This is a genomic window from Streptomyces sp. TOM-9 (assembly GCF_056858595.1).
The window spans coordinates 3,615,233-3,635,535 of the sequence record NZ_JBXEQB010000001.1 but is presented as its reverse complement, the minus strand read 5'-3'; the positions used below and the strand labels follow the sequence as shown (position 1 = coordinate 3,635,535).

The 20,303-nt window shown below is 72.0% G+C and carries 16 protein-coding genes and 2 tRNA genes; 14 read left to right on the top strand and 4 right to left on the bottom strand.

All coding sequences use genetic code 11. The features are described from left to right. Positions 1 to 72: 72 nt before the first annotated feature. Entirely contained in the window at positions 73 to 3,636 is a 3,564-nt protein-coding gene (locus AC1VWI_RS17010; RefSeq protein WP_499511864.1) for a bifunctional glycosyltransferase/CDP-glycerol:glycerophosphate glycerophosphotransferase, read from the bottom strand. A 120-nt stretch (positions 3,637 to 3,756) separates the two neighbouring features. Here AC1VWI_RS17010 and galE point away from each other — a divergent pair, with 120 nt between their 5' ends. Beyond that, positions 3,757 to 4,740, top strand: a complete 984-nt coding sequence (galE, locus tag AC1VWI_RS17005) for a UDP-glucose 4-epimerase GalE (RefSeq protein ID WP_499511863.1) — start codon at positions 3,757 to 3,759, stop codon at positions 4,738 to 4,740. 85 nt (positions 4,741 to 4,825) lie between these two features. Here galE and AC1VWI_RS17000 read toward each other — a convergent pair whose 3' ends face one another. After that, entirely contained in the window at positions 4,826 to 6,859 is a 2,034-nt protein-coding gene (locus AC1VWI_RS17000) for a hypothetical protein (RefSeq protein ID WP_499511862.1), read from the bottom strand. A gap of 373 nt (positions 6,860 to 7,232) precedes the next feature. On the opposite strand from AC1VWI_RS17000, the gene proB reads away from it, so the two are divergent. The 5 genes from proB (at position 7,233) to AC1VWI_RS16975 (ending at position 12,108) form a co-directional block, all read left to right on the top strand. Then, a complete protein-coding gene (gene proB / locus AC1VWI_RS16995) occupies positions 7,233 to 8,351 on the top strand; it encodes a glutamate 5-kinase (protein WP_499516832.1) in 1,119 nt (372 codons plus the stop codon). A 126-nt stretch (positions 8,352 to 8,477) separates the two neighbouring features. Continuing rightward, positions 8,478 to 8,924, top strand: a complete 447-nt coding sequence (locus AC1VWI_RS16990) for a DUF8830 family protein (RefSeq protein ID WP_499511861.1) — start codon at positions 8,478 to 8,480, stop codon at positions 8,922 to 8,924. A 90-nt stretch (positions 8,925 to 9,014) separates the two neighbouring features. Next, the gene (locus AC1VWI_RS16985; protein ID WP_499511860.1) at positions 9,015 to 10,340 is read left to right on the top strand and encodes a glutamate-5-semialdehyde dehydrogenase; all 1,326 of its coding nucleotides are present in this window, start codon (positions 9,015 to 9,017) and stop codon (positions 10,338 to 10,340) included. 71 nt (positions 10,341 to 10,411) lie between these two features. Next, positions 10,412 to 10,900, top strand: coding sequence for an SCO2584 family spore wall biosynthesis protein (locus AC1VWI_RS16980; RefSeq protein WP_499511859.1), 489 nt, complete (start codon positions 10,412 to 10,414; stop codon positions 10,898 to 10,900). A gap of 65 nt (positions 10,901 to 10,965) precedes the next feature. Beyond that, on the top strand, positions 10,966 to 12,108 hold the full coding sequence (locus tag AC1VWI_RS16975) for an SCO2583 family membrane protein (RefSeq protein ID WP_499511858.1): 1,143 nt from the start codon (positions 10,966 to 10,968) through the stop codon (positions 12,106 to 12,108). Here the strand turns inward: AC1VWI_RS16975 and AC1VWI_RS16970 are convergent. Then, on the bottom strand, positions 12,029 to 13,150 hold the full coding sequence (locus AC1VWI_RS16970) for a M48 family metallopeptidase (RefSeq protein WP_499511857.1): 1,122 nt from the start codon (positions 13,148 to 13,150) through the stop codon (positions 12,029 to 12,031). The genes AC1VWI_RS16975 and AC1VWI_RS16970 overlap by 80 nt on opposite strands. A gap of 141 nt (positions 13,151 to 13,291) precedes the next feature. Between AC1VWI_RS16970 and AC1VWI_RS16965 the strand changes: the two genes are divergently transcribed. From AC1VWI_RS16965 to AC1VWI_RS16935, 7 genes are all read left to right on the top strand, one after another. Next, a complete protein-coding gene (locus AC1VWI_RS16965) occupies positions 13,292 to 13,450 on the top strand; it encodes a hypothetical protein (protein WP_018556595.1) in 159 nt (52 codons plus the stop codon). Between the two features lie 34 nt (positions 13,451 to 13,484). Further along, complete coding sequence (gene nadD, locus AC1VWI_RS16960) at positions 13,485 to 14,066, top strand: nicotinate-nucleotide adenylyltransferase (RefSeq protein ID WP_499511856.1); 582 nt, start codon at positions 13,485 to 13,487, stop codon at positions 14,064 to 14,066. 37 nt (positions 14,067 to 14,103) lie between these two features. After that, positions 14,104 to 15,870 (top strand): LCP family protein, encoded by a 1,767-nt coding sequence (locus AC1VWI_RS16955; RefSeq protein ID WP_499511855.1) that lies wholly within the window; start codon positions 14,104 to 14,106, stop codon positions 15,868 to 15,870. Positions 15,871 to 15,956: 86 nt separating this feature from the next. Further along, positions 15,957 to 16,394, top strand: coding sequence for a ribosome silencing factor (rsfS, locus tag AC1VWI_RS16950; protein ID WP_499511854.1), 438 nt, complete (start codon positions 15,957 to 15,959; stop codon positions 16,392 to 16,394). Beyond that, positions 16,391 to 17,044 (top strand): histidine phosphatase family protein, encoded by a 654-nt coding sequence (locus AC1VWI_RS16945; protein ID WP_499516831.1) that lies wholly within the window; start codon positions 16,391 to 16,393, stop codon positions 17,042 to 17,044. Before rsfS ends, AC1VWI_RS16945 begins: the two co-directional genes overlap by 4 nt. 105 nt (positions 17,045 to 17,149) lie before the next feature. Beyond that, positions 17,150 to 17,222: transfer RNA gene (locus AC1VWI_RS16940), tRNA-Ala, on the top strand. Between the two features lie 34 nt (positions 17,223 to 17,256). Next, a complete protein-coding gene (locus AC1VWI_RS16935; RefSeq protein ID WP_499511853.1) occupies positions 17,257 to 18,726 on the top strand; it encodes an MFS transporter in 1,470 nt (489 codons plus the stop codon). A 7-nt stretch (positions 18,727 to 18,733) separates the two neighbouring features. On the opposite strand, the gene AC1VWI_RS16930 is transcribed toward AC1VWI_RS16935, so the two are convergent. After that, complete coding sequence (locus AC1VWI_RS16930; RefSeq protein ID WP_499511852.1) at positions 18,734 to 20,017, bottom strand: glycosyltransferase 87 family protein; 1,284 nt, start codon at positions 20,015 to 20,017, stop codon at positions 18,734 to 18,736. A 147-nt stretch (positions 20,018 to 20,164) separates the two neighbouring features. On the opposite strand from AC1VWI_RS16930, the gene AC1VWI_RS16925 reads away from it, so the two are divergent. Beyond that, positions 20,165 to 20,237 (top strand) — tRNA-Ala (locus AC1VWI_RS16925). Positions 20,238 to 20,303: the final 66 nt, after the last annotated feature.

The window sequence follows — 20,303 nt, the reverse complement described above, 5'->3', positions numbered from 1 at the left end:
CGGCGAAGGAAGGGGCCTCCGGGACACCCAAGGTGTCCCGGAGGCCCCTTCCTCATGTGCCGGGGTGGCGTGTCAGGACTCCTGCGTCAGCTGCTTCATCCGCTCGATGACCCGGCCCGCGGCGTTGCCGTCGTCCAGGTCGCAGAAGGTCTCCTGGAACTTCTTGTACGCGTCGCGGTACCGCTCGGTGATCGCGTCCAGGTCGCCCAGGGCGGAGATCAGTTCGTCCGACGTCGCGATCAGTGGCCCAGGGGCCTCGTTCTCGAAGTCGAAGTAGAAGCCCCGCAGCTGGTCGCGGTAGTGCTCGAGGTCGTAGGTGAAGAAGAGCATCGGACGGCCGGTGTTCGCGTAGTCGAACATCAGCGAGGAGTAGTCCGTGATCAACACGTCCGCGGCCAGGAACAGTTCGGCGATCTCCGGGTACTCGGAGACGTCCCAGACGACACCCTCGCCGGCGCCGGGCACCGTGTCCACCACGTTGGGGTGGCGGCGGATCATCAGGGCGTACTCGTCGCCGAGCGCCTCGCGGAACCTGTTCAGGTCGACCCGCAGGTCCAGCTTGTACCGGCCGGGGCCGTAGAACTGGTCATCCCGCCAGGTCGGCGCGTACAGCACGACCTTCTTGTGCTGCGGGACGCCGAGGTGCTCCTTGACCTGCCGTGCGATCTCATCGGCCTGCGGGGAGTACAGCATGTCGTTGCGCGGGTAGCCGGCCTCGAGCATCTCGCCGCCGAAGTCGAAGGCGCGCTTGAGGATGGGGGTGCTGAAGCGGTTGGGGGAGACCAGGAAGCTCCAGCTCAAGGACTCCTCGGCGACATTCTCCAGGTAGCGGGCGTTCGCGAACTGCACGTCCTCGATGTCGTGGCCGATCTTCTTCAGCGGAGTGCCGTGCCACGCCTGGACGATCACCTGGCCCTCGCGGCGCTTGATCCAGTGCGGCAGGTGCGCGTTGGTGACGATGTAGCGGCAGCGCGCCATCGCCTCGAACCACTCCCGGCCGTGCATGCGGACCGCCGTGGCGCCCTCGGGCAGCTCCACCTGGTGGTCACGGACGACCCACAGGTGCTCCAGGTCGTCACCGCGGCGGACCAGCTCCTCGTAGACGGCGCGCGGAGAGTCCGAGTACTGCTTGCCGGTGTAGCTGTCGTACAGCACCGCCTCGCGCAGCGGGAGGCGGCGTGCCTCGGCGTAGACCTCGGTGCGCAGCTTGGCCTGCCAGTACGGGCCGCGTTCGTCCTCGTCGAGGGCGGACGTCACTTCGAGGACGAGCTCGTTGTACGCGTGCGTGACGGCCTCGTAGCCACGGCCGTCGACCGACGTCCGCGCGGGGAGCCGCTCGATGAGCCGGGGCGCGACCACGACGGGCGACAGCACCTCCTCGCCCGGCGCGTTCACGACCATGACGCTCCACCGCCCGGCGCGGATCGGCAGCGTTCCCGCCAGCGACTCCACGGACGTGGGGGTCAGCCGGGCCGTGAAGCGGCCGTCGGCGGCGGTTCCGGAGAACCACTTCAGCTCGTGGTGGCCGCGGTGGGCCAGCACGATGTCGATCGGGCCGTTCGCGAAGGGGTACGCACCCGCCAGGACCAGACCGCCGTCGTGCTCCCAGGACAGGGTGTCCACGGTCGGGCTCAGCAAGCGGTCGCTGAGCCGCAGGTACCCGGCGGCGTTGGTGTGCAGCGCCAACTCACGGGGCAGCCCGGACTCGGAGCCCTCGATCGGGTGGAGCCCGGTGGCGGCGTCGTCGTCGGCGATGATCTGCCTCGGCTTGTCCTCACCGGGGACGACGATCGTGGTGCGCCACATCTCGGCCGGTACAGGCTCGGCCAGCGAGGGGAGGGCGTTCGTGGTGCGTCCGGTCACGATGTCCGAGACCGGGACGCGCACGGTGAAGGGAGTGCGGCCGTCGGCGTACGCACCCGGCTCCAGCGGGTACGCGTACTCGGTGGGCGTCTTGTGGTGGCTGACGACCAGCTGCGTTCCCTTGCGGAACTTCCCCGTGAGGAAGCCGTCGAGGACGAGCGTGCCGTCGCCCATCCCGTGGCCGGTGAGCCGCGCCTTGACCTTCTCGACCCGCACGTGCAGCCGCTTGCGGATGAACGTGGGGACGATCCGCGTCTCGTCGTCGACGTACCGCACCGGCGGATTGGCCCCGGAGCCGAAGGGCCCGGGGGTGAGGGCGCCGCGACGCAGCAGCCCGCTGCTGAGGTTGCCGATGGCGAACCGCCAGATGCCCTCGGTCCAGCGGCCCTTGGTCTTCAGGCGGTTGACGTCCAGCGAGACCTCGAAGCCGGACCAGTCGTAGGAGTGCCGGGCCTGGCGGGACGACGCGGTGGCACCGGGGCTGTGGACGGTGCGGGCGGGCAGGATCAGCCGGCGCTTGGTCTTGCTGTTGCTCAGGCTCAGCATCTTCAGCGACATGTGGCGCCGGTGGACGCTGACGTTGCTGACGTAGGAGTGACCGACGATCTTGATCTTCTCGCCGTCCCAGGCGACGCTCTCCACCTTGGTGCGCAGGGAGAGCTCCTGCTTCAGGCGGTACACGTGCCGGGGGACGCCGACCGTCGTGTCCTTGAAGAACGGGTACTCCGCGTAGCGGCGCAGGCGCCGGACCACCGGGATGGAACCGCCGGTGCCCTTCTTCTCGTAGGCCAGCACCTCCAGCAGCTCGTCCAGCTTCCGCTCGCTGATGAGGTGCCACTTGAGGCGCATGATCGAGGGCAGCGACTCCAGGACCTCGGGCTCGACGCGGCTGAGGAAGTCGGAGGCGATGTCGACGAAGAGCTCGCGGAACTCCTCGTCGGCCTCCGGCAGCACGTTGATGAAGATGCGGATGTCGCTGCCGATGGCGGACTTGTCGTACCACCGCTTGTAGCGGCGGTACTCCGCGCCGGGCTGCGCGGCCAGGAAGCGGCTCACGGAGTCGACTGCGGCGACGCGGTCGCGGACGGCGTTCAGCTCGGTGCGGCGCTGGGTGATGGAAGGGCCCGCGCCGGCCTCGCGCTGCCGCCAGTAGTAGATCGGGGTGTTGAGGATGTCCACGGAGCGGGCACGGAAGTGCGCCGGAATGGTCAGGGGGATGTCCTCGTAGAGGACACCCTCCGGGAACGCCATCTCGTGCTTGTCCCAGAAGTCCTTGCGGAAGACCTTGTTCGGGGCGAGGCGATCGTAGATCAGCATCTCGTCCCGGGATATGTGCGTCTTGAGCCGCGTGGTGGCCATCGGCTTCTTGTGCATGGGGGACGGGGAGGTGCCGCCGATGCGCAGCAGCATCACGTTGCCCGACAGCAGGTCCGACCCGGTCTCGTCCAGGGTGCGGACGCACAGGTCGTAGGCGTAGTCGGGGATGATGTCGTCGCTGTCGACGAAGGTGACGTACTCCACGCCCGGGGTGCAGTGCTTCACACCCGTGTTGCGGGCGTTCCCCAAGCCGCCGTTGGGCTGCTGGACGAGCCGGAAGCGGGAGTCCTGCGCCGCGAAGGCGCGTGCGATGTCGCCGCTGGAGTCCGTCGACCCGTCGTCCACCATGATCACTTCGAGCTCACGGAAGGTTTGCCCGGCGAGCGACTCGAGACATTCCTGGAGGTACGTCTCGACGTTGTAGATCGGTACGACCACCGAAAGCCGAGGGAGCATGGGGCGGAACAACCTTTCCGTCGCTTACTGGGCTGAACCGGGGCCGTGCTCCAGGTGAACCGGGCACCCAAGGTTCACCCGCAGTTTATCGCACGGCATCCTGCGGCTTAGACTGTCGGAATGACCTGGATGATCACCGGCGGTGCCGGATACATCGGCTCGCACGTCGTCAGGGCGATGGTCGAAATCGGTGAGGAAGTCGTCGTCGTGGACGACCTGAGCACCGGCGACCCGCAGCGGCTGCCCGCCGGGGTGCACCTGGAGAAGGGCTCTGTGCTGGACGCGGAGCTGCTGGACCGGGTACTGCGCGATCACTCGGTGCGCGGGATCGTGCACATCGCGGCGAAGAAGCAGGTCGGGGAGTCGGTGGAGCTTCCGCTCCACTACTACCGGGAGAACGTCCAGGGCCTGCAGACCGTCCTGGAGGCCGCGGTGCGCGCCGGGGTGACCAGCTTCCTGTTCTCGTCCTCCGCCGCGGTCTACGGAATGCCCGACGTCGACCTGGTGACCGAGGAGACCCCGTGCGCGCCCATGAGCCCGTACGGGGAGACCAAGCTCGTCGGCGAGTGGATGGTCCGGGCGACGGGTGCTGCCCACGGCATCGCCACCGCCTGCCTGCGCTACTTCAACGTGGCCGGCGCGGCCACGCCCGAGCTGGGTGACGCGGGGATCTTCAACCTCGTGCCGATGGTCTTCGAACGGCTCTCCCAGGGGAAGCCCCCGCTGATCTTCGGCGACGACTACGAGACCCCCGACGGCACCTGCGTGCGCGACTTCATCCACGTCGAGGACATCGCCTCCGCCCACGTCGCCGCCGCGCGCCGGCTGGCGCAGGACCCGAACGCCGCCCTGGTGCTGAACATCGGCCGCGGCGAGGGCGTCTCGGTCGCCGAGATGGTGGGCATCATCGGCTCGGTCACCGGCCGCACCGACGCCACGGCGCAGGTCATCGAGCGCCGCCCCGGCGACCCCGCCCGGGTCGTCGCCTCCGCCTCGCGGATCGAGGAGGAACTGGGCTGGACCGCCCGCCACGAGGTGCGCGAGATGGTCGCCTCCGCCTGGGCCGGCTGGTGCCTGCGCCACCCGGAGCAGGTCCGGCACTGAGTTCCGTACCGAAGACCGCGGGAGGGGGGCTGCGACGGAACGAAATCGTTCCGTCGCAGCCCCCCTCCCGCGTCCGTGGCGCCGGTCACGCGACCCCGGCGCGCTGCCGTGGGACGGCCTGGGGGGGTCTCCGCGCCGCCGTCCTGGCCCGCCGCTCGTCCACCCGGGCCGCCAGGGCGTGCACGGCCTCCTGGAAGCGCTCCGCGGCGGACGGCGCCGCCGGGCCCAGCAGGTGTTCCTTGAGGTTCGCACGCGCGGTGGCCAGCGTGTCCTCGGCCGTGCCGCGCACCACGGCCAGCAGCTCGCCCAGGCCCGCCGCGTCAGGGGTGAGCACCGTCCCGGCCCGCACGGTGGGGAAGGACGCGCGGAATCCCGCCTCGCTCCGGTCGGTGGTGTTCGTCACCGCGTAGGGCTTGCCGCTCACCAGGAACTCGGAGATCACGCTGGACACGTCGGTGATCAGCAGGTCGCAGTGGTCGAAACAGGAGTAGAGGCCGGGACGCTCCTCGACGATCACCAGGTGCTCGTCCGCGGGATGCGCCGCCCAGTACGCGGCCTCCCACGCCGCGGTCGCCCGTCGTACGGCGGCTGCCACGCTCCCGTCCCCCGTCGTGCCGCGGTCGGCCATGCGCTCCAGGTCGTCGGCGTCGGGCAGCGACCAGGCGGCGGTCAGCCGGGCCAGTTCGCGCTCGCTGTGCCGGAGGAGGTCACGCTGCCCGGGGAGGGCGGAGTCCGTACGGCGCCGTTTGGCGTCCTCGATCAGTTCGACGATCCGCCGGTGGGCGGCACCGGCCCGCGGGTCGACGCTGCCGGTGAGCGGGTGCGGGCGGTAGAGCACGCGGACGGCGGGCTCGGCGAGCAACCGGCGGACGATGGCCTCACCGGCCACCGTGATCGAGGTGTTGCCGGGGTCGTCGGTCCACCCCTCCCAGGTGGGCGCGTAGAGCACCGTGAGGGTGCTCCCGGGCGCCGGTGGGCCCGAATGCGGCCGGATCCCGCCCAGTTGCGGACGGCCGACCTCCACGACGTCCTCGTCGGCCACGCCCACCTCGGCCAGCGCGTAACGCTCCCGGGCCGCGGGGCCCGCCACCCAGACCTCGTCGTACGCCTTCGCGTACGGGTTGCAGCTGGACAGCTTGTCGCTCTCGCCGTGGTTGACGAAGGCGTGCATGATCGACGGGATGCGCAGCACCTGTGAGGTCTTCGGCGCGTTGGCCGGGTGGAGCAGCACCTTGAGGCTGGAGTCGCCGAGCCGCATGAGGTCGGCGACCTTCGGCAGGCACACGATGGGGAGATCGGTGGGGCCGATGCGCGGCACCATCCCGCGCTCGCGCAGCAGGATCACCGGCCGCCCGTCGAGCTCGGCCAGGGGGGCCAGCCACATGTTCGCCTGGTAAGCGGAACTCGCGCCCCCGGAGAAGTACATGCCGACCGTGGGCTGGTAGCGGTCGAGCCAGCGGTCGAACCACTCGAGGACCTCCTCCGCGCCCGGTGGCCGCCTGCCGGGCATGAAGGACCGGGCGAGCAGGGCCAGCGCCACGGTGGCCAGCAGCGCGGACAGGGCGACGCCGTCGGCGGCGTACGCCGTGGCCCCGGTCGCCGCGGCCACGCTCAGCCCGAAGGTCGCCGGGCTCCCCACCAGCAGCAGCCGCAGGCCCGGCTGACGGGTAATCAGGGGTGGTGGCGGGGCGGGCAGCGGCAGTTCGGACGTGTCGATGTTGCGTGTGACGACGGGGAGCCGGCGTGCCCGTTGCACCAGCGCGGCCCCGCCCTGGAGGGCGATGTGCGCCCCGTGGACGTACAACAGGCCGCCGAGGCACACGAGGTGGAACAGCACGGACTCCCGTTGGTCCAGGCGCAGCAGTCCGACGATCAGCAGCAGGTCGCGCAGGGACTGCCGGGTGACCGCCTCCGCCTGGAGCAGGCCGAGGGCCTTGGGCGGCGGGCGCTTGCCTGCGTGCAGGCAGACGTCGGCGGCGCAACCGGCGAGGGCGGCGCCCGCCATCAGGGCCCCGTTGGGCAGGGCCACGCCCACCACCTGCGCGATCAGGGCGCACATCTGGGCCAGAAGGAGGCCGAAGTGGTGGACTCCCGGCCGTTTCCCCACGGCACGTTTCACAGCGGCAACTTCCCATCGTCGTACGTTCGGCGGCCCGGCGGAACCGCCCGGACGCGCGAGCGTGCGCTGGGCCGCCCGGGGTGCCGGTTCGCCGTACCCGTGCACGCTGCCCCGTGTTCGAATCCGCAGGCAAATCGTTCCCATTGGGATGGTTCTCTTGTGACTTTTTTGCTTACGGAGCGAAGCGTCCCTTATATGAATTTCACATCTTGTCAAGGGGTGTTCGGGCGCGGGCTTCACGGCGCGTCTGCCCCGTAAGGCCGTCCCAGTCGCCGTCCGGTGGGTGGAAGGCGGCGGCGCCCGGTCGACCGACTGCCGTAGATTGCGAAGCCGGGAGAGGGAAGGGACGGACGTGGCGAGCGCGAGGCAGGACGTGGCGGAGGCCCGGCGGGTCGTGGTCAAGGTCGGGTCGTCGTCGCTGACGACGGCGGCCGGGGGCCTGGACGCCGACCGGGTGGACGCCCTCGTGGACGTGCTGGCCAAGGCGTGCGGGACCCAGGAGGGCGCGGCCGCCAAGGAGGTCGTCCTGGTCTCCTCCGGCGCCATCGCCGCCGGCCTGGCACCGCTCGGGCTCACCCGGCGGCCCCGGGACCTGGCGCGGCAGCAGGCCGCCGCCAGCGTCGGCCAGGGCCTGCTCGTCGCCCGCTACACGGCCTCCTTCGCCCGGTACGGCGTTCGGGTCGGCCAGGTGCTGCTCACCTCCGACGACATGAGCCGCCGGGCGCACTACCGCAACGCCTACCGCACGCTGGACAAGCTGCTCGCCATGGGCGCCATGCCGATCGTGAACGAGAACGACACGGTGGCCACCGACGAGATCCGCTTCGGCGACAACGACCGCCTCGCCGCCCTCGTCGCCCACCTGGTCCGCGCCGACCTGCTCGTCCTGCTCTCCGACGTCGACGGGCTCTACGACGGCGACCCCGCCCTCCCGGGCACCTCGCGCATCGAGGAGGTCCACGGGCCGCGGGACCTGGAGGGCGTCTCCATCGGCAGCGCGGGCAAGGCCGGCGTGGGCACCGGGGGCATGGTCACCAAGGTCGAGGCCGCCCGGATCGCCGCCGGCGCCGGCATCCCGGTCGTCCTCACCTCCGCCGCGCAGGCCGCGGACGCCCTGGCCGGACGGCGGACCGGCACCCTCTTCCACGCCACGGGCAAGCGCTCCGCCGACCGGCTGCTGTGGCTGGCCCACGCCTCCACCCCGCTCGGCGCGCTGATCCTGGACGACGGCGCCGTGCAGGCGGTCGTCAAGCGCCGCACCTCGCTGCTGCCGGCCGGCATCGCGGCGGTCGAGGGCCACTTCACCGCCGGCGACCCGGTCGAACTGCGCGACACCTCCGGCCACGCCGTCGCGCGGGGCCTGGTGAACTTCGACGCCAAGGAGCTGCCCCGGCTGCTCGGGCGCTCCACCCGCGAACTGGCGCGGGAGCTCGGCCCCGCCTACGAGCGCGAGGTCGTGCACCGGGACGACCTCGTACTCCTGCACCACTGAGGCGGACCTCCTTCGTGGTTACTTCGTGAAAACCGCCCCGCGCCCGCTTCCGGGCTGCTGGACTTTGAGGGCGGAGCACGGAATCAGGCCAGGGACGCGACGACAGGGACGACAGGGAGGCCGCCGGTGAGACGAGGGCGCCCAGGGGCATCGTCGTCCCGAGGGACGGCGGAGCGGACACTGGTGAGCGTGACGAGCGACGACACCGCCCCGCCCGCGCGAGAGCGCCCCGTGTCCCGGCTCTGGCACGTGACGCTCAGCGTCTGCGGGCCCGAGGCCCCGCTCGCCGAGGTGCGACGCGCGCTGGAGCAGCTCGCCAACGACCACCCCTTCCTGCTGACCAGCCGGTACGCGGCCGACCACGCCGAGATCCGGTACTGGGAGGAGGCCCGCGACCTGCACGACGCCGCCGCGATCGCGCTGCGGCTGTGGGGCGAGCACCGCTCCTCCGCCAACCTGCCGCCCTGGGAGACGGTGGGCCTGGAGGTCATCGACCGCGACACCTACCACCAGCGCCTGGCGGAGGGTTACGGACCGCCCCCGGCGGCGCCCCTCGGTGTGCATCCCTACTGAGCCGCACCGGCCCGGCAGCCGTGCGCGGCACGGTCTCACCCGCCGGAAAGCCGTCCCGCCGTCCGGCGCCCACGCCGTACCCTGGCCGCTATGAGCAGCCGCAGCCACAGCAACGACGACCTCGCCGCCTCCCTGCCCTCGCCGTGGCCGAAGAGCCCGGTGCTGCAGGCCGCCTACCGCGCCCGTGCGGCCGCCGAAGACCTCGCGCCGTTGCCGCGCTCGGTGAAGGACGACGCGCTGCTGGCCATCGCCGACGCCCTGGTCGTCCGCACGCGGGAGATCGTCGAGGCCAACGCCAAGGACGTCGCCCGCGCGCGTGAGGCGGGCACCGACGAGGCGATCGTGGACCGGCTGACGCTGACCCCCGAGCGGGTCCGCGCCATCGCCTCCGACGTGCGGGACGTGGCCGGCCTGCCCGACCCGGTCGGCGAGGTGGTGCGCGGCTCCACGCTGCCCAACGGGCTGGACCTGCGCCAGATCCGCGTGCCGCTGGGCGTGGTCGGCATCATCTACGAGGCCCGGCCCAACGTCACCGTGGACGCGGCCTCGCTGTGCCTGAAGTCCGGCAACGCGGTGCTGCTGCGCGGCTCCTCCTCCGCGTTCCACTCCAACACCGCGCTGGTGACGGTGGTGCGCGACGCGGTCGGCGGCGCCGGACTGCCCGCCGACGCCGTCCAGTTGGTGCCGGGAGAGAGCCGGGAGTCGGTGCGCGAGCTGATGCGCGCCCGCGGCATGGTCGACGTACTCATCCCGCGCGGCGGCGCCTCCCTCATCAAGACGGTGGTCGAGGAGTCCATCGTCCCGGTGATCGAGACCGGCACCGGCAACTGCCATGTGTACGTGGATGCGCAGGCCGACCTCGACACGGCCGTCGCGGTCCTGCTCAACTCCAAGGCGCAGCGCCCGAGCGTGTGCAACGCCGCCGAGACGCTGCTGGTGCACCGGGACATCGCCGCCGACTTCCTGCCGCGCGCCCTGGACGCGCTGGCCGGGGCCGGGGTCACCGTGCACGCCGACGAGCGGGTGCGGGAACTGGCCGAGAAGAGCGGCACCAAGGCCACCGTCGTCCCGGCCACCGCCGAGGACTGGGAGACGGAGTACCTGAGCCACGACATCGCCGCAGCCGTGGTGGACTCGCTGGACGCCGCCGTGCAGCACATCCGTCTGTGGTCCTCCGGGCACACCGAGGCCATCGTCACCACCTCGCAGCCGGCCGCCCGGCGGTTCACCCGGTTGGTGGATTCCGCGGCCGTCGCCGTCAACGCCTCGACCCGGTTCACCGACGGCGGGCAGTTCGGCTTCGGCGCGGAGATCGGCATCTCCACCCAGAAGCTGCACGCCCGGGGGCCGATGGGCCTTCCGGAGCTGACCTCGACCAAGTACGTCTACACCGGGGACGGCCACGTCCGCGGCTGACCGGCCCCGGCGGACGGACGGAGTTTCCGAGCGGCCTGCCCAATCCGCGTCATCGGCCCTATTCTGGACGGGTGCCGGACGAACTGGGGGGCAAGCCGTTCCCGGACGGCGAGGACCACGGTGGCGCGGATGACGAATTCGCGTCCGTGGTGCTCGACGAGGCCTTCATACGGGCGGCCGCCTTCCACGAACCGAGCGCCCACGAGCGCATGCTCGCCGCCGCCACGGCCCAGGCCGAGGCCGAGGCGTCCCGTGCGCGTGTGCTGGGCGGGGAGGACGGCAGCGGTCCGTACGACCAGGAGGAGGCCGAGCACTCCGCGCAGGACGAGGAGTACGAGGACCTCTACGCCCAGCGCCGCCCGTACCGGGGGCACGGCCGCTGGCACCGGACCGTGGCGTGGGTGCTCGCCGTGGTGATGGGCATCGGCGTCGTCGCCCTGACCTTCGCGGCGGTCTACCGGGGTGCCGGAGGGGCCCGCCAGCCCTCCGTACCGCCCTCCCCGACGGGCCGGATCGGAGCCCCGTCGCTACCCCCGGTGGCGGTCAGCCACACCCCCTGAGCGCCTCGCGAACTTGTCCCGTACCAGGACGTTTTAAAGGGCCCTGACAGACCTACGCTTGTTGTATGGCCGGGCCTGGAGACCCACCGGAGGGGAACCCCGAGGGCTCCCCGGGAGGTGGTGAGGACGAGTACCGATCCGTCGTCTTCGACGAATCGTTCGTCCGGGCTGCCCGGATACAGGAGTTCTCCGCGCGGGAGCGGCTGGACGGATCGGCCCGCTCGGTGCGCACCCGCCGGCTCTGGGCCCGCGGCGGCGCCCCGCGCCAGGCCCTGGTCCTCGTCCTCCTGATCGCCGTGGCCTTCGGCACCGCCGTCTACCTGGGCATACGCAATCCCTACGACCAGCCCGCCCCTCCCGTGGCGCAGTCGCTGCAGATCACCCTGCTGCCGCTCGCCCCCACGGCCGCGGTGGCCGCCGTGGACCGGTCCCGGCCGTTCGCCGGGCAGCGCGCCGAGCACTACCGGGCCGGCGGGACCGGATACGCGCTGCCCCCGGCGCGCCGCACCGCGCACTTCAGCGAGAGCCAGGTCATGCAGGCCCTGGTCTCCGCCAAGGAGTACCTGGTCGCCTCCTCCGCCGATCCCGACGCGCTGACCGGCGGGGACATCCGCACGGTGCGCACCATGCTGGACCCCGGACAGCTCGACCAGTTCGACCGCAGCCTGGAGCGGCCCGCCGACGACGGGCGCCACGCGGCGACCGGCTGGCTGGTGCGCTTCGACCCCGCCCGCGTCGCCCTCGCCGACGACGAGGTCAAGGTGCGCGGCAGCATGACCGTGTCCGAGGCGGGGGAGGAGGCCCTGGAGGTCGTCACGGACCACACCCTGGTCTACGCCGTGCAGGCCGCCACCGGGGGCAGCGGCCAGGCCTCGCTGTTCACCGTGCGGCGCGAGCTGCGGCTGCGCTTCGACCGCGCGGACCTGCGCGACAAGCACGTGGAACTGCTGCAGGCCGCCGTCGAGGCCGGGCCGCTGTCCTGCGTGACCGCCCCCGTGGCGCACTTCCTGCCGCTGCTGGCCGGGCAGCGGCCGCCGGTGCAGCCCGGGGTCGACCCCCACGACCACCGCCACGAGATCAGCTCGGTGTGCGGCGTGCTCGCCCCGGCCCCGGCGGCCGGACCCGGGATCAGCCCTCCGGCGGCGGGTCCTGCGAGTCCTTCGGCGGGCGCCCCGACGGGCCGGAGCCCGAGCCCGGCGTCCCGGTGAAGCGGTCGCGCAGCCGGCCGCCGACGTCGCCGGCCCCCGCCCCGATGTCGGAGAGCAGCTTCATGAGCGGGTCCTTGCTCGTCTTCACCGTTTCGGCGTAGTGGCTCGCGGATTCCTTGAACGAGTCGTAGACCGAGGTGTCCTTGTCCTCGCTGCGCCGCGGGTAGTGGCCGTCCATGATGCGCTGGTGGTCGCGGCTCGCCGCCCACTTCTTCAGCTCCGCGGCCCGCACCGTGGTGAACGGGTGGCTGCGCGGCAGGACGTTGAGGATCTTCAGCACGGAGTCGCGCAGGTCGCCGGACTCCTCGTACTCCTCGGCCTGCTTCAGGAAGGCGTCCACGTTCATCTCGTGCAGGTGGTTGCCGCCGGCGATCTTCATCAGGCCGCGCATAGAGGCCTGCAGGTCCTGGCCGACCAGGAGTCCGGCACGGTCCGCGGAGAGCTCCGACTTGCGGAACCACTCGCGCAGCGCGGTGACGATCGCCATGATCGCGAGGTTGCCGAGCGGAATCCACGCCACCCGCAGCGCCAGGCTGGTCAGGAAGAGCAGGATCGTGCGGTAGACGGAGTGGCCGGACAGCGCGTGGCCGACCTCGTGGCCCACGACGGCCCGCATCTCCTCCTCGTCCAGCAGCTCCACCAGCCCGGTGGTCACGACGATGATGGGCTCGTCCAGCCCGATGCACATCGCGTTGGGCTGCGGGTCCTGGGTGACGTACATCGCCGGGACCTTGGGCAGGTCGAGGATGTAGCAGGCGTCCCGCAGCATGTCGTTGAGGTGCGCGAACTGCTGGTCGCCGACGCGCACAGAGTCCGAGAGGAACAGCAGCCGCAGCGAGCGCTCCGGCAGCAGGCCGCTGAGCGCCTTGAAGACGGTGTCGAAGCCGCTCAGCTTGCGCAGTGCCACCAGCGCGGAACGGTCCGCCGGGTGCTCGTACGCGCGCGAGGAGATGCCCTCGAAGCGCCGCCGGTTGCGTCCGGGAAGCCGCCCTCCGTCGTTCGCGCCGCCGCTCGCACCACTCGAATCGTTCGGACCGGACATATGTCCCCGCCCCCCTGTTCGGCCGTTGGGTACCTAGTGAGGACGCGCGGAGCCACCGCGAAGTTCCACCCCGGCCGCCCGTACGATGTTGCCGAGTCCTCCGCCCGTCGACAGACCCCGAAGCCACCAAGGGACAGCCGAATGACCTCCTACGCGACCGCCGCCGTTCTGACCACGCTCGCCGAGGGCGAGGGCGGCGGCAACCACGAGAGCCTGAGCCCCTACCTCACGGGCGGTGGCGCGCTGTTCGCGCTGCTGCTGCTGCTCTTCATCACCACCCGCTTCAACCGCGACCGCTGAGCTCGATCAGGCGATGCGGGTAGGGTCTATCCGCATGAAGGAGCGAATCGGTGTGATGGGTGGGACGTTCGATCCCATCCACCACGGTCACCTCGTGGCGGCCAGCGAGGTGGCGCACCTTTTCCAGCTGGACGAAGTGGTCTTCGTGCCCACCGGCCGGCCCTGGCAGAAGAGCGAGCAGAAGGTGTCGGCGGCCGAGGACCGCTACCTGATGACGGTGATCGCCACCGCGTCGAACCCGCAGTTCTCGGTCAGCCGCAGTGACATCGAGCGCGGTGGCCGCACCTACACCATCGACACGCTCCGCGACCTGCGGGCCGAGCACCCCGAGGCGGAGCTGTTCTTCATCACGGGTGCGGACGCGCTGGCCCAGATCTTCTCCTGGCGCAAGGCCGAGGAGCTGTTCTCGCTGGCGCACTTCATCGGCGTCACCCGCCCCGGGCACACCCTGTCCGACCCCGGCTTCCCGGCCGGCGGGGTCTCCCTGGTGGAGGTGCCCGCCCTGGCGATCTCCTCGACCGACTGCCGTCAGCGGGTCGCCAAGGGGGAGCCGGTCTGGTACCTCGTGCCCGACGGCGTCGTCCGCTACATCGACAAACGCAGGCTGTACCGGTAAGTGATCAGCGGCTGATCGGCAACTGGAGGGGTCCCCAGTGAACGACTACCCCCGATGGCAATACGCCGAGGGAACACCCGAGCGGGGCGGTCAGGAGCCCTACGGAGAAGACCCCTACGCACAGCAGCAGGGCGACTACGCAAACGGTTACGGCGACGAGTACGGGCAGTACGACCCGTACGCCCAGCAGACCGGCGAGCAGACCGGTCAGCAGCCCTCGTACCAGGGCCAGCAGGGGTACCCCGGGCAGCCGTACTACCCGCAGGAGCAGCAGCAGTACCAGCAACCGCAGCCGCCGCAGCAGCAACCCCAGCACCCCCAACAGTCCCAGCAGACGCAGCAGTACCAGGGGTGGATCCCGCAGCAGCCGCAGTACCAGGAGCCGTACTACGAGCAGCAGCAGTACGGACAGCAGCCGCCGGCACCCCCGCAGCCCCCGTCGCAGACCCCGCCGCAGGCCCCTCCGGCCCAGCGGCAGCCCGCCTACGAGGAGTCGCCGGCCCGGCCCGCCGCCGGCCGCTCCGCCGGGGCCGAAGCCGACTACCACACCGGCCAGTTCTCCTTCGTCGACGAGGAGACCGAGGAGTCGGAAGAGGTCATCGACTGGCTGAAGTTCACCGAGTCCCGCACCGAACGGCGCGAGGAGGCCAGGCGCCGCGGCCGCAACCGCGTGGTCGCCGCGGTCGTCGTCCTGGTGCTGGCCGCCGTCGGCGGCGTCGGCTACCTGTGGAAGGCCGGCAAGATCCCCGGCCTCGGCGGGGACTCCGGGACCGCCCAGCAGGCCGCGGGCGGCCAGAAGCGCGACGTCATCGTGCTGCACCTGCGCCCGGTCGGCAGCGAGGCGACCTCGACCGCGCTGCTGGTCAGCAACTCGACCACCAAGAAGGGCACCACCGTCCTGCTGCCGAACTCGCTCGCCGTGAGCAGCGACGACGGCGGCAGCACCACGCTCGGCAAGTCCGTCGTGGAGAACGGTTCCGCCCCCACCCGCGAGGCGCTGGAAGGCCTGCTCGGCACCAAGATCAGCGGCACCTGGCGGCTGGACACCCCGTACCTGGACAACCTCGTCGAGTCCCTCGGCGGAGTCCTCGTCGACACCGACGCCACGGTGAAGGCAGGCAAGAAGCAGGACGGCAAGACCCTCGTCAAGCCCGGAAAGCAGCAGGAGCTGGGCGGCCAGGCCGCCGTCGCGTACGCCGTCTACCGGGGACCGGGCGAGGGGGCCGACAAGCAGCTGGCCCGCTTCGGGCAGGTCGTCCAGGCCGTGCTGAAGAAGATGTACAGCGACCCGGACCTGGCGACCAAGACCGTCGAGGGGCTCAACCAGGTCATCGAGCCCCCGCTGACCGAGAAGGACCTCGGCAGCAGCCTCGCGGCCCTGTCGGAGGAGGCCAAGGGCGGCGACTACACCACCGAGACGCTGCCGGTGGAGCCCGACGGCACGCTGAGCGAGAAGGCCACCGAGGACGTGGTCAAGAAGGTGCTCGGCGGCACCGTCACCAACACCGACTCCGACGGCATCCCCCGGGTCACCCTGCGCAACGCCACCGGCGTGGCCGCCAACACCGGCGAGGCCCAGGTGCAGATCGTCGGCGGCGGCTACACCTTCGTCTCCGGCGCCACCGCGGACACCCGGGCCACCTCGCAGGTCCTGTACGCCGACGCCGACCAGAAGACGAACGCGGAGGAGCTGGCCAAGACGCTGGGCCTGTCCGCCAAGGCCGCCAAGAAGGGCGGCGTGGCCTCCAACGCCGACATCACGGTCGTCCTGGGCCAGGACTACAGCCCGCCGGAGAAGAGCTGACCGGGGGCGGTCCATAACCGGTCGGGGACCGAGCGCGGTCCGTGAGACCCTGGACGTACGACGTCCCCGACCGGAAAGCCTTACCTGTGACCGCCACGGACCGCTCCATCGAGCTCATTCAGACCGCCGCCCAGGCGGCCGCCGACAAGCTCGCGCACGACATCATCGCCTACGACGTCAGCGACGTCCTCTCCATCACCGACGCGTTCCTGCTGGCCTCCGCGCCCAACGACCGCCAGGTGAAGGCCATCGTCGACGAGGTCGAGGAGCGGCTGCAGGAGGAGCTCGGCGTCAAGCCGGTGCGCCGTGAGGGCGAGCGCGAGGGCCGCTGGGTCCTGCTCGACTACGTCGACATCGTGGTGCACGTCCAGCACTCGGAGGAGCGGGTCTTCTACGCGCTGGAGCGGCTCTGGAAGGACTGCCCCGAGCTCGAGCTCCCCAAGGACGCCGTCGCCACCCGTGGCAAGGCCGAGGAGCACGCCCGCGCCACCGCGGCCGCCGACGAGGACGGAGAGCTGATCTGAACGGCCACACGCGGGGTCGCGGCCGCCGCGTCGTCTTCTGGCGGCACGGACAGACCTCCTGGAACGTGGAGGGCCGCTTCCAGGGCTCCACGGACATCCCGCTGACCTCGACCGGTGTCGCGCAGGCCAAGCGCGCCGCCCGGTTGCTGGCCGCTCTGCAGCCGGACGCGATCGTCTCCTCCGACCTGCAGCGCGCCGCCGACACCGCCGCCGAGCTGGCCGCGGTCACGGAGCTGGACATCTCGTACGACGAGGGCCTGCGGGAGACCTACGCCGGCGTGTGGCAGGGCCTGACCCACGAGGAGATCACCGAGCGGTACGGCGAGGAGTACGCGGCCTGGAAGCGCGGCGAGCCCGTGCGGCGCGGCGGCGGCGAGCTGGAGACCGAGGTCGCCGACCGGGCCGCCCCGGTGGTGCTCGCGGCGGCCGACAAGCTGCCCGACGGCGGTGTCCTGGTCGTCGTCAGCCACGGCGGCGCCATCCGCACCACCATCGGCCGGCTCCTCGGGCTTGACCCGCGCAGCTGGGAGGCGCTCGGCGGGCTGTCCAACACCTGCTGGTCGGTCCTCGGCGAGGGCGCCCGCGGCTGGCGGCTGCTGGAGCACAACGCCGGGACCCTGCCCGAGCCGGTGCTCGGCGACGACGACTGACGGGGCCGGGAGCCGGGGCGGGGCCGGGCCGCAGCCGATTTCAGGAATCCGGCCCTGACCGGCTAAGCTTCTTCTCGTTCGCAGGGCGGAAAGCCCGAGGACAGCGGGGCTATAGCTCAGTTGGTAGAGCGCTTGCATGGCATGCAAGAGGTCCGGGGTTCGAATCCCCGTAGCTCCACAGCGGTATCGGATCCCGTCTCCCCCCAGGGGAGGTGGGATCTTCGCGTTTCACCCGGTCCGTTCCGCGGCCGGCCCCTGTTCCGCGGCGAGCGCCGAGAGCGGGCGCGCGTGCCGGGGGCAGCCCACCAGCGGGTCGTCCAGTTCCCGCAGCCGCGCCGTCAGCTCCCGGCTCTCCGCGTCGGCCGGCGTGTAGACCACGATCCGGTGCTCCGGCATCGCCTGGACCGCCAGCCTCGGGTGCCGGGCTGCAGATGATCGTGGCCGGCTACACCATCTCCTACGCCGTCCTGCTCATCACCGGTGCCAGGACCGGCGACCTGTGGGGCCACCGCAGGGCGTTCCTGGCCGGGCTCACCGTCTTCACCGCCGCCTCCCTGGCCTGCGGACTGGCCGGGTCGACGGGGCAGTTGACCGCGTTCAGGCTGGTGCAGGGGGCCGGGTCCGCCCTGATGATCCCGCAGGTGCTCAGCCTCATCCAGCGCAACTTCTCCGGCGAGCGGCGGGTGCGCGCCCTCGGCGTCTACGCGGCCGTCCTGGCCACCGGTGCCGCCGCCGGGCAGTCCCTGGGCGGGCTGCTGGTCAGCGCCGACCTGTTCGGTACCGGGTGGCGCCCGGCCTTCCTGGTGAACGTCCCCATCGGGCTCGTCCTGCTCGTCCTGGTCCCATGGGTCGTCCCGCGCGACCCGGAGGGCGCCGCCGAGCGCCGCCGCGGTCTCGACCTGCCGGGGCTGGTCACCCTCGGCGCGGCCGTGACCCTGCTCACCGTGCCCCTGGTGCTCGGGCAGGAGGAGGGCTGGCCGGCGTGGGGCTGGGTCTGCCTCGGCCTCAGCGTCGTGCTGTGCGTGGCCTTCGCCCTGCTGGAGACCCGGCTCGCCCGGCGCGGTGGCGCGCCGCTGGTCTCCTCGCGGGTCCTGCGGGCGCCCGGCATGCTCCGTTCCGTCGCCGTCATCGGGGTCGCCATGGCCCTCAACGCCGGGTTCCTGTTCGCCATCGCGCTCCACCTGCAGAGCGGGCTGGGCCTCAGCGCCCTGCATACCGGGCTCACCTTCAGCGCCGCGGCCGTCTCTTTCGGCGGCACCGGGCTCACCTGGCGCCGGCTTCCCGCGCGTGCCCGCGCCTGGCTGGCGCCGGGCGGACTGATCGTGGCCGGCGCGTCCTTCGCGGGGGTCGGCCTGCTGCTGCGCGACGGGCAGCAGCACGAACCGGCCTTCCTGGTGGCCCTGTTCGGTGTCGGCCTGGGGCTGGGCGCCTCCTTCAGCCCCACCTTGACCCTCGCTCTCGGACAGGTCCGTCCCGAGGACGCCGCGGACGCCAGCGGCCTGCTGGCCACCGTCACCCAGCTCGGTCAGCTGATCGGGGTGGCCTCCTTCGGCACGCTGTTCCTGGGCCGGCTGAGCGCCGCCCACTCCTCGGCGCACGCTGTCGCGGTCACCTCCGCCGCCCTGGCGGCCACCGCGGCGGCCGGGGCGCTCGTGGCGGTGCTGCGGCGGCGCAGGGCCTGAGCGCCGCTCAGGCGGCCGCCACGGGGGTCCTGCGCGGTGCGCGAGGGCGGCGCCGAGCGACGGCGACGGCCGCCGACAGGCACAAGAACGCGGCCCCGGCGGCCGGGTAGACCGCCGAGAGGGCCATCTCCCCGGCGGACTGGTGGAGTTCGGGACGCGCGACGCCGTCGCCGTGCGGGGTGAGCCAGAGCGCGTACGAGCAGAAGAGGACGGCGGACGCGGCGGTGCCGGCCCACCAGTGTGCGGGGCGGCTTTGCCGCAGGGCCTGGCCGGCCAGCAGGACGACCAGGGGGACCGCCCACACCCAGTGGTGCGACCAGGAGACGGGGCTGACCAGCAGCGCCGTGACGGCGCAGGACAGGACGGCCCAGGCGCGTTCCCCGGCCGCCAGGTGGGCCGTGGCGACGGCCAGGCCCACGGCGGCCACGAGCAGTGCCGCGACGAGCCACCAGGTGCCGGGGTCGCCGGTGTGCAGGGCGCGGGCGAGGACGCCCCGCAACGACTGGTTGGCGGTGTCCTCGCCGTTGCCGGCGCGGTCGGCGGAGAGGACGACCTCCGTCCAGAAGCGCCGGGAGTCGCGTGGCAGGACGAGCGCGGAAAGGCCGATGGTCGCGGCGAAGGTGACGGACGCCACGACAGCCGTCCGCAGCCAGGTGTTCCAGCGCTCCCGCCGCCGCCAGGCGATCACCGCCCCGCCGACGGCCAGGAAGGCGACGAACAGCAGCGGTGTCAGCTTGATGCCCGCCGCGATGCCGATGCCGATCCCCGCGACCCGGCCCCGGCGCCCGGCGAGGTCCCCCAGCACGAGCACCGCGAGCAGCAGGTTGATCTGCCCGTACCGCAGCGTCGTCCAGACCGGCTCGCACCACACCGCGCCCGCCGCGACGCCCAGCGCGGCTGCCGCCGCGGGCAGTCGCCGCGGCAGCCCGGCCAGCCGGAGCGACAGATGGGCCAGGGCGACCAGCAGGCCGAGGTTGACCGCGGTCGCCGCGATCCGCGCGGCACCCGGGCCCAGCAGCGTCAGGGACGTGAAGAGCAGCGCCGCGAACGGCGGATAGGTGTTGGGCAGCTGCGCGTGGGTGACCCGCATCGCGTACAGGTCGTCCCCGCCCCGCACCGACCAGCCCTCGGCCCGGTAGACGGTGAGGTCGATCATCGAGACGTGTGCCGCGCGTTGGGCGGCACAGAACGCCGCGAAGGACACCAGGCACACCAGCGCCGCGACGAGGGTGGGCCTGCGGACCCGGGAGCTGCGCGCCGCGGTGTCGGCGATCGGCTGCGTCGCGGTCACTGCGGCCTTCTCCAGATTCTTCCGGGGCGGGGTCAGCCGACAGTACCGGGCGCCGTGCCCGCGGGCCAGGAATCGATTTGGCGTACCGGCCCCGGGGCCGTGTAATGTATCCCAGGTCGCCGGGGGAACCCGGGAGAACGGCATCGCGGGGCTATAGCTCAGTTGGTAGAGCGCTTGCATGGCATGCAAGAGGTCCGGGGTTCGAATCCCCGTAGCTCCACTTCCCACTGCGGACACTACCCGTCCGGTCGCGACGACCGGGCGGGTTCTTCGTGTGCCCCGGCGC

What these genes read in the sequence shown, in the direction of transcription:
- galE (WP_499511863.1), top strand. Translation starts at nt 3,757, where the DNA reads ATGACCTGGATGATCACCGGCGGTGCCGGATACATCGGCTCGCACGTC.
- AC1VWI_RS16985 (WP_499511860.1), top strand. Translation starts at nt 9,015, where the DNA reads ATGAGCAGCCGCAGCCACAGCAACGACGACCTCGCCGCCTCCCTGCCC.
- AC1VWI_RS17010 (WP_499511864.1), bottom strand. Translation starts at nt 3,636, where the DNA reads ATGCTCCCTCGGCTTTCGGTGGTCGTACCGATCTACAACGTCGAGACG.
- AC1VWI_RS16975 (WP_499511858.1), top strand. Translation starts at nt 10,966, where the DNA reads ATGGCCGGGCCTGGAGACCCACCGGAGGGGAACCCCGAGGGCTCCCCG.
- nadD (WP_499511856.1), top strand. Translation starts at nt 13,485, where the DNA reads ATGAAGGAGCGAATCGGTGTGATGGGTGGGACGTTCGATCCCATCCAC.
- AC1VWI_RS16965 (WP_018556595.1), top strand. Translation starts at nt 13,292, where the DNA reads ATGACCTCCTACGCGACCGCCGCCGTTCTGACCACGCTCGCCGAGGGC.
- AC1VWI_RS16970 (WP_499511857.1), bottom strand. Translation starts at nt 13,150, where the DNA reads ATGTCCGGTCCGAACGATTCGAGTGGTGCGAGCGGCGGCGCGAACGAC.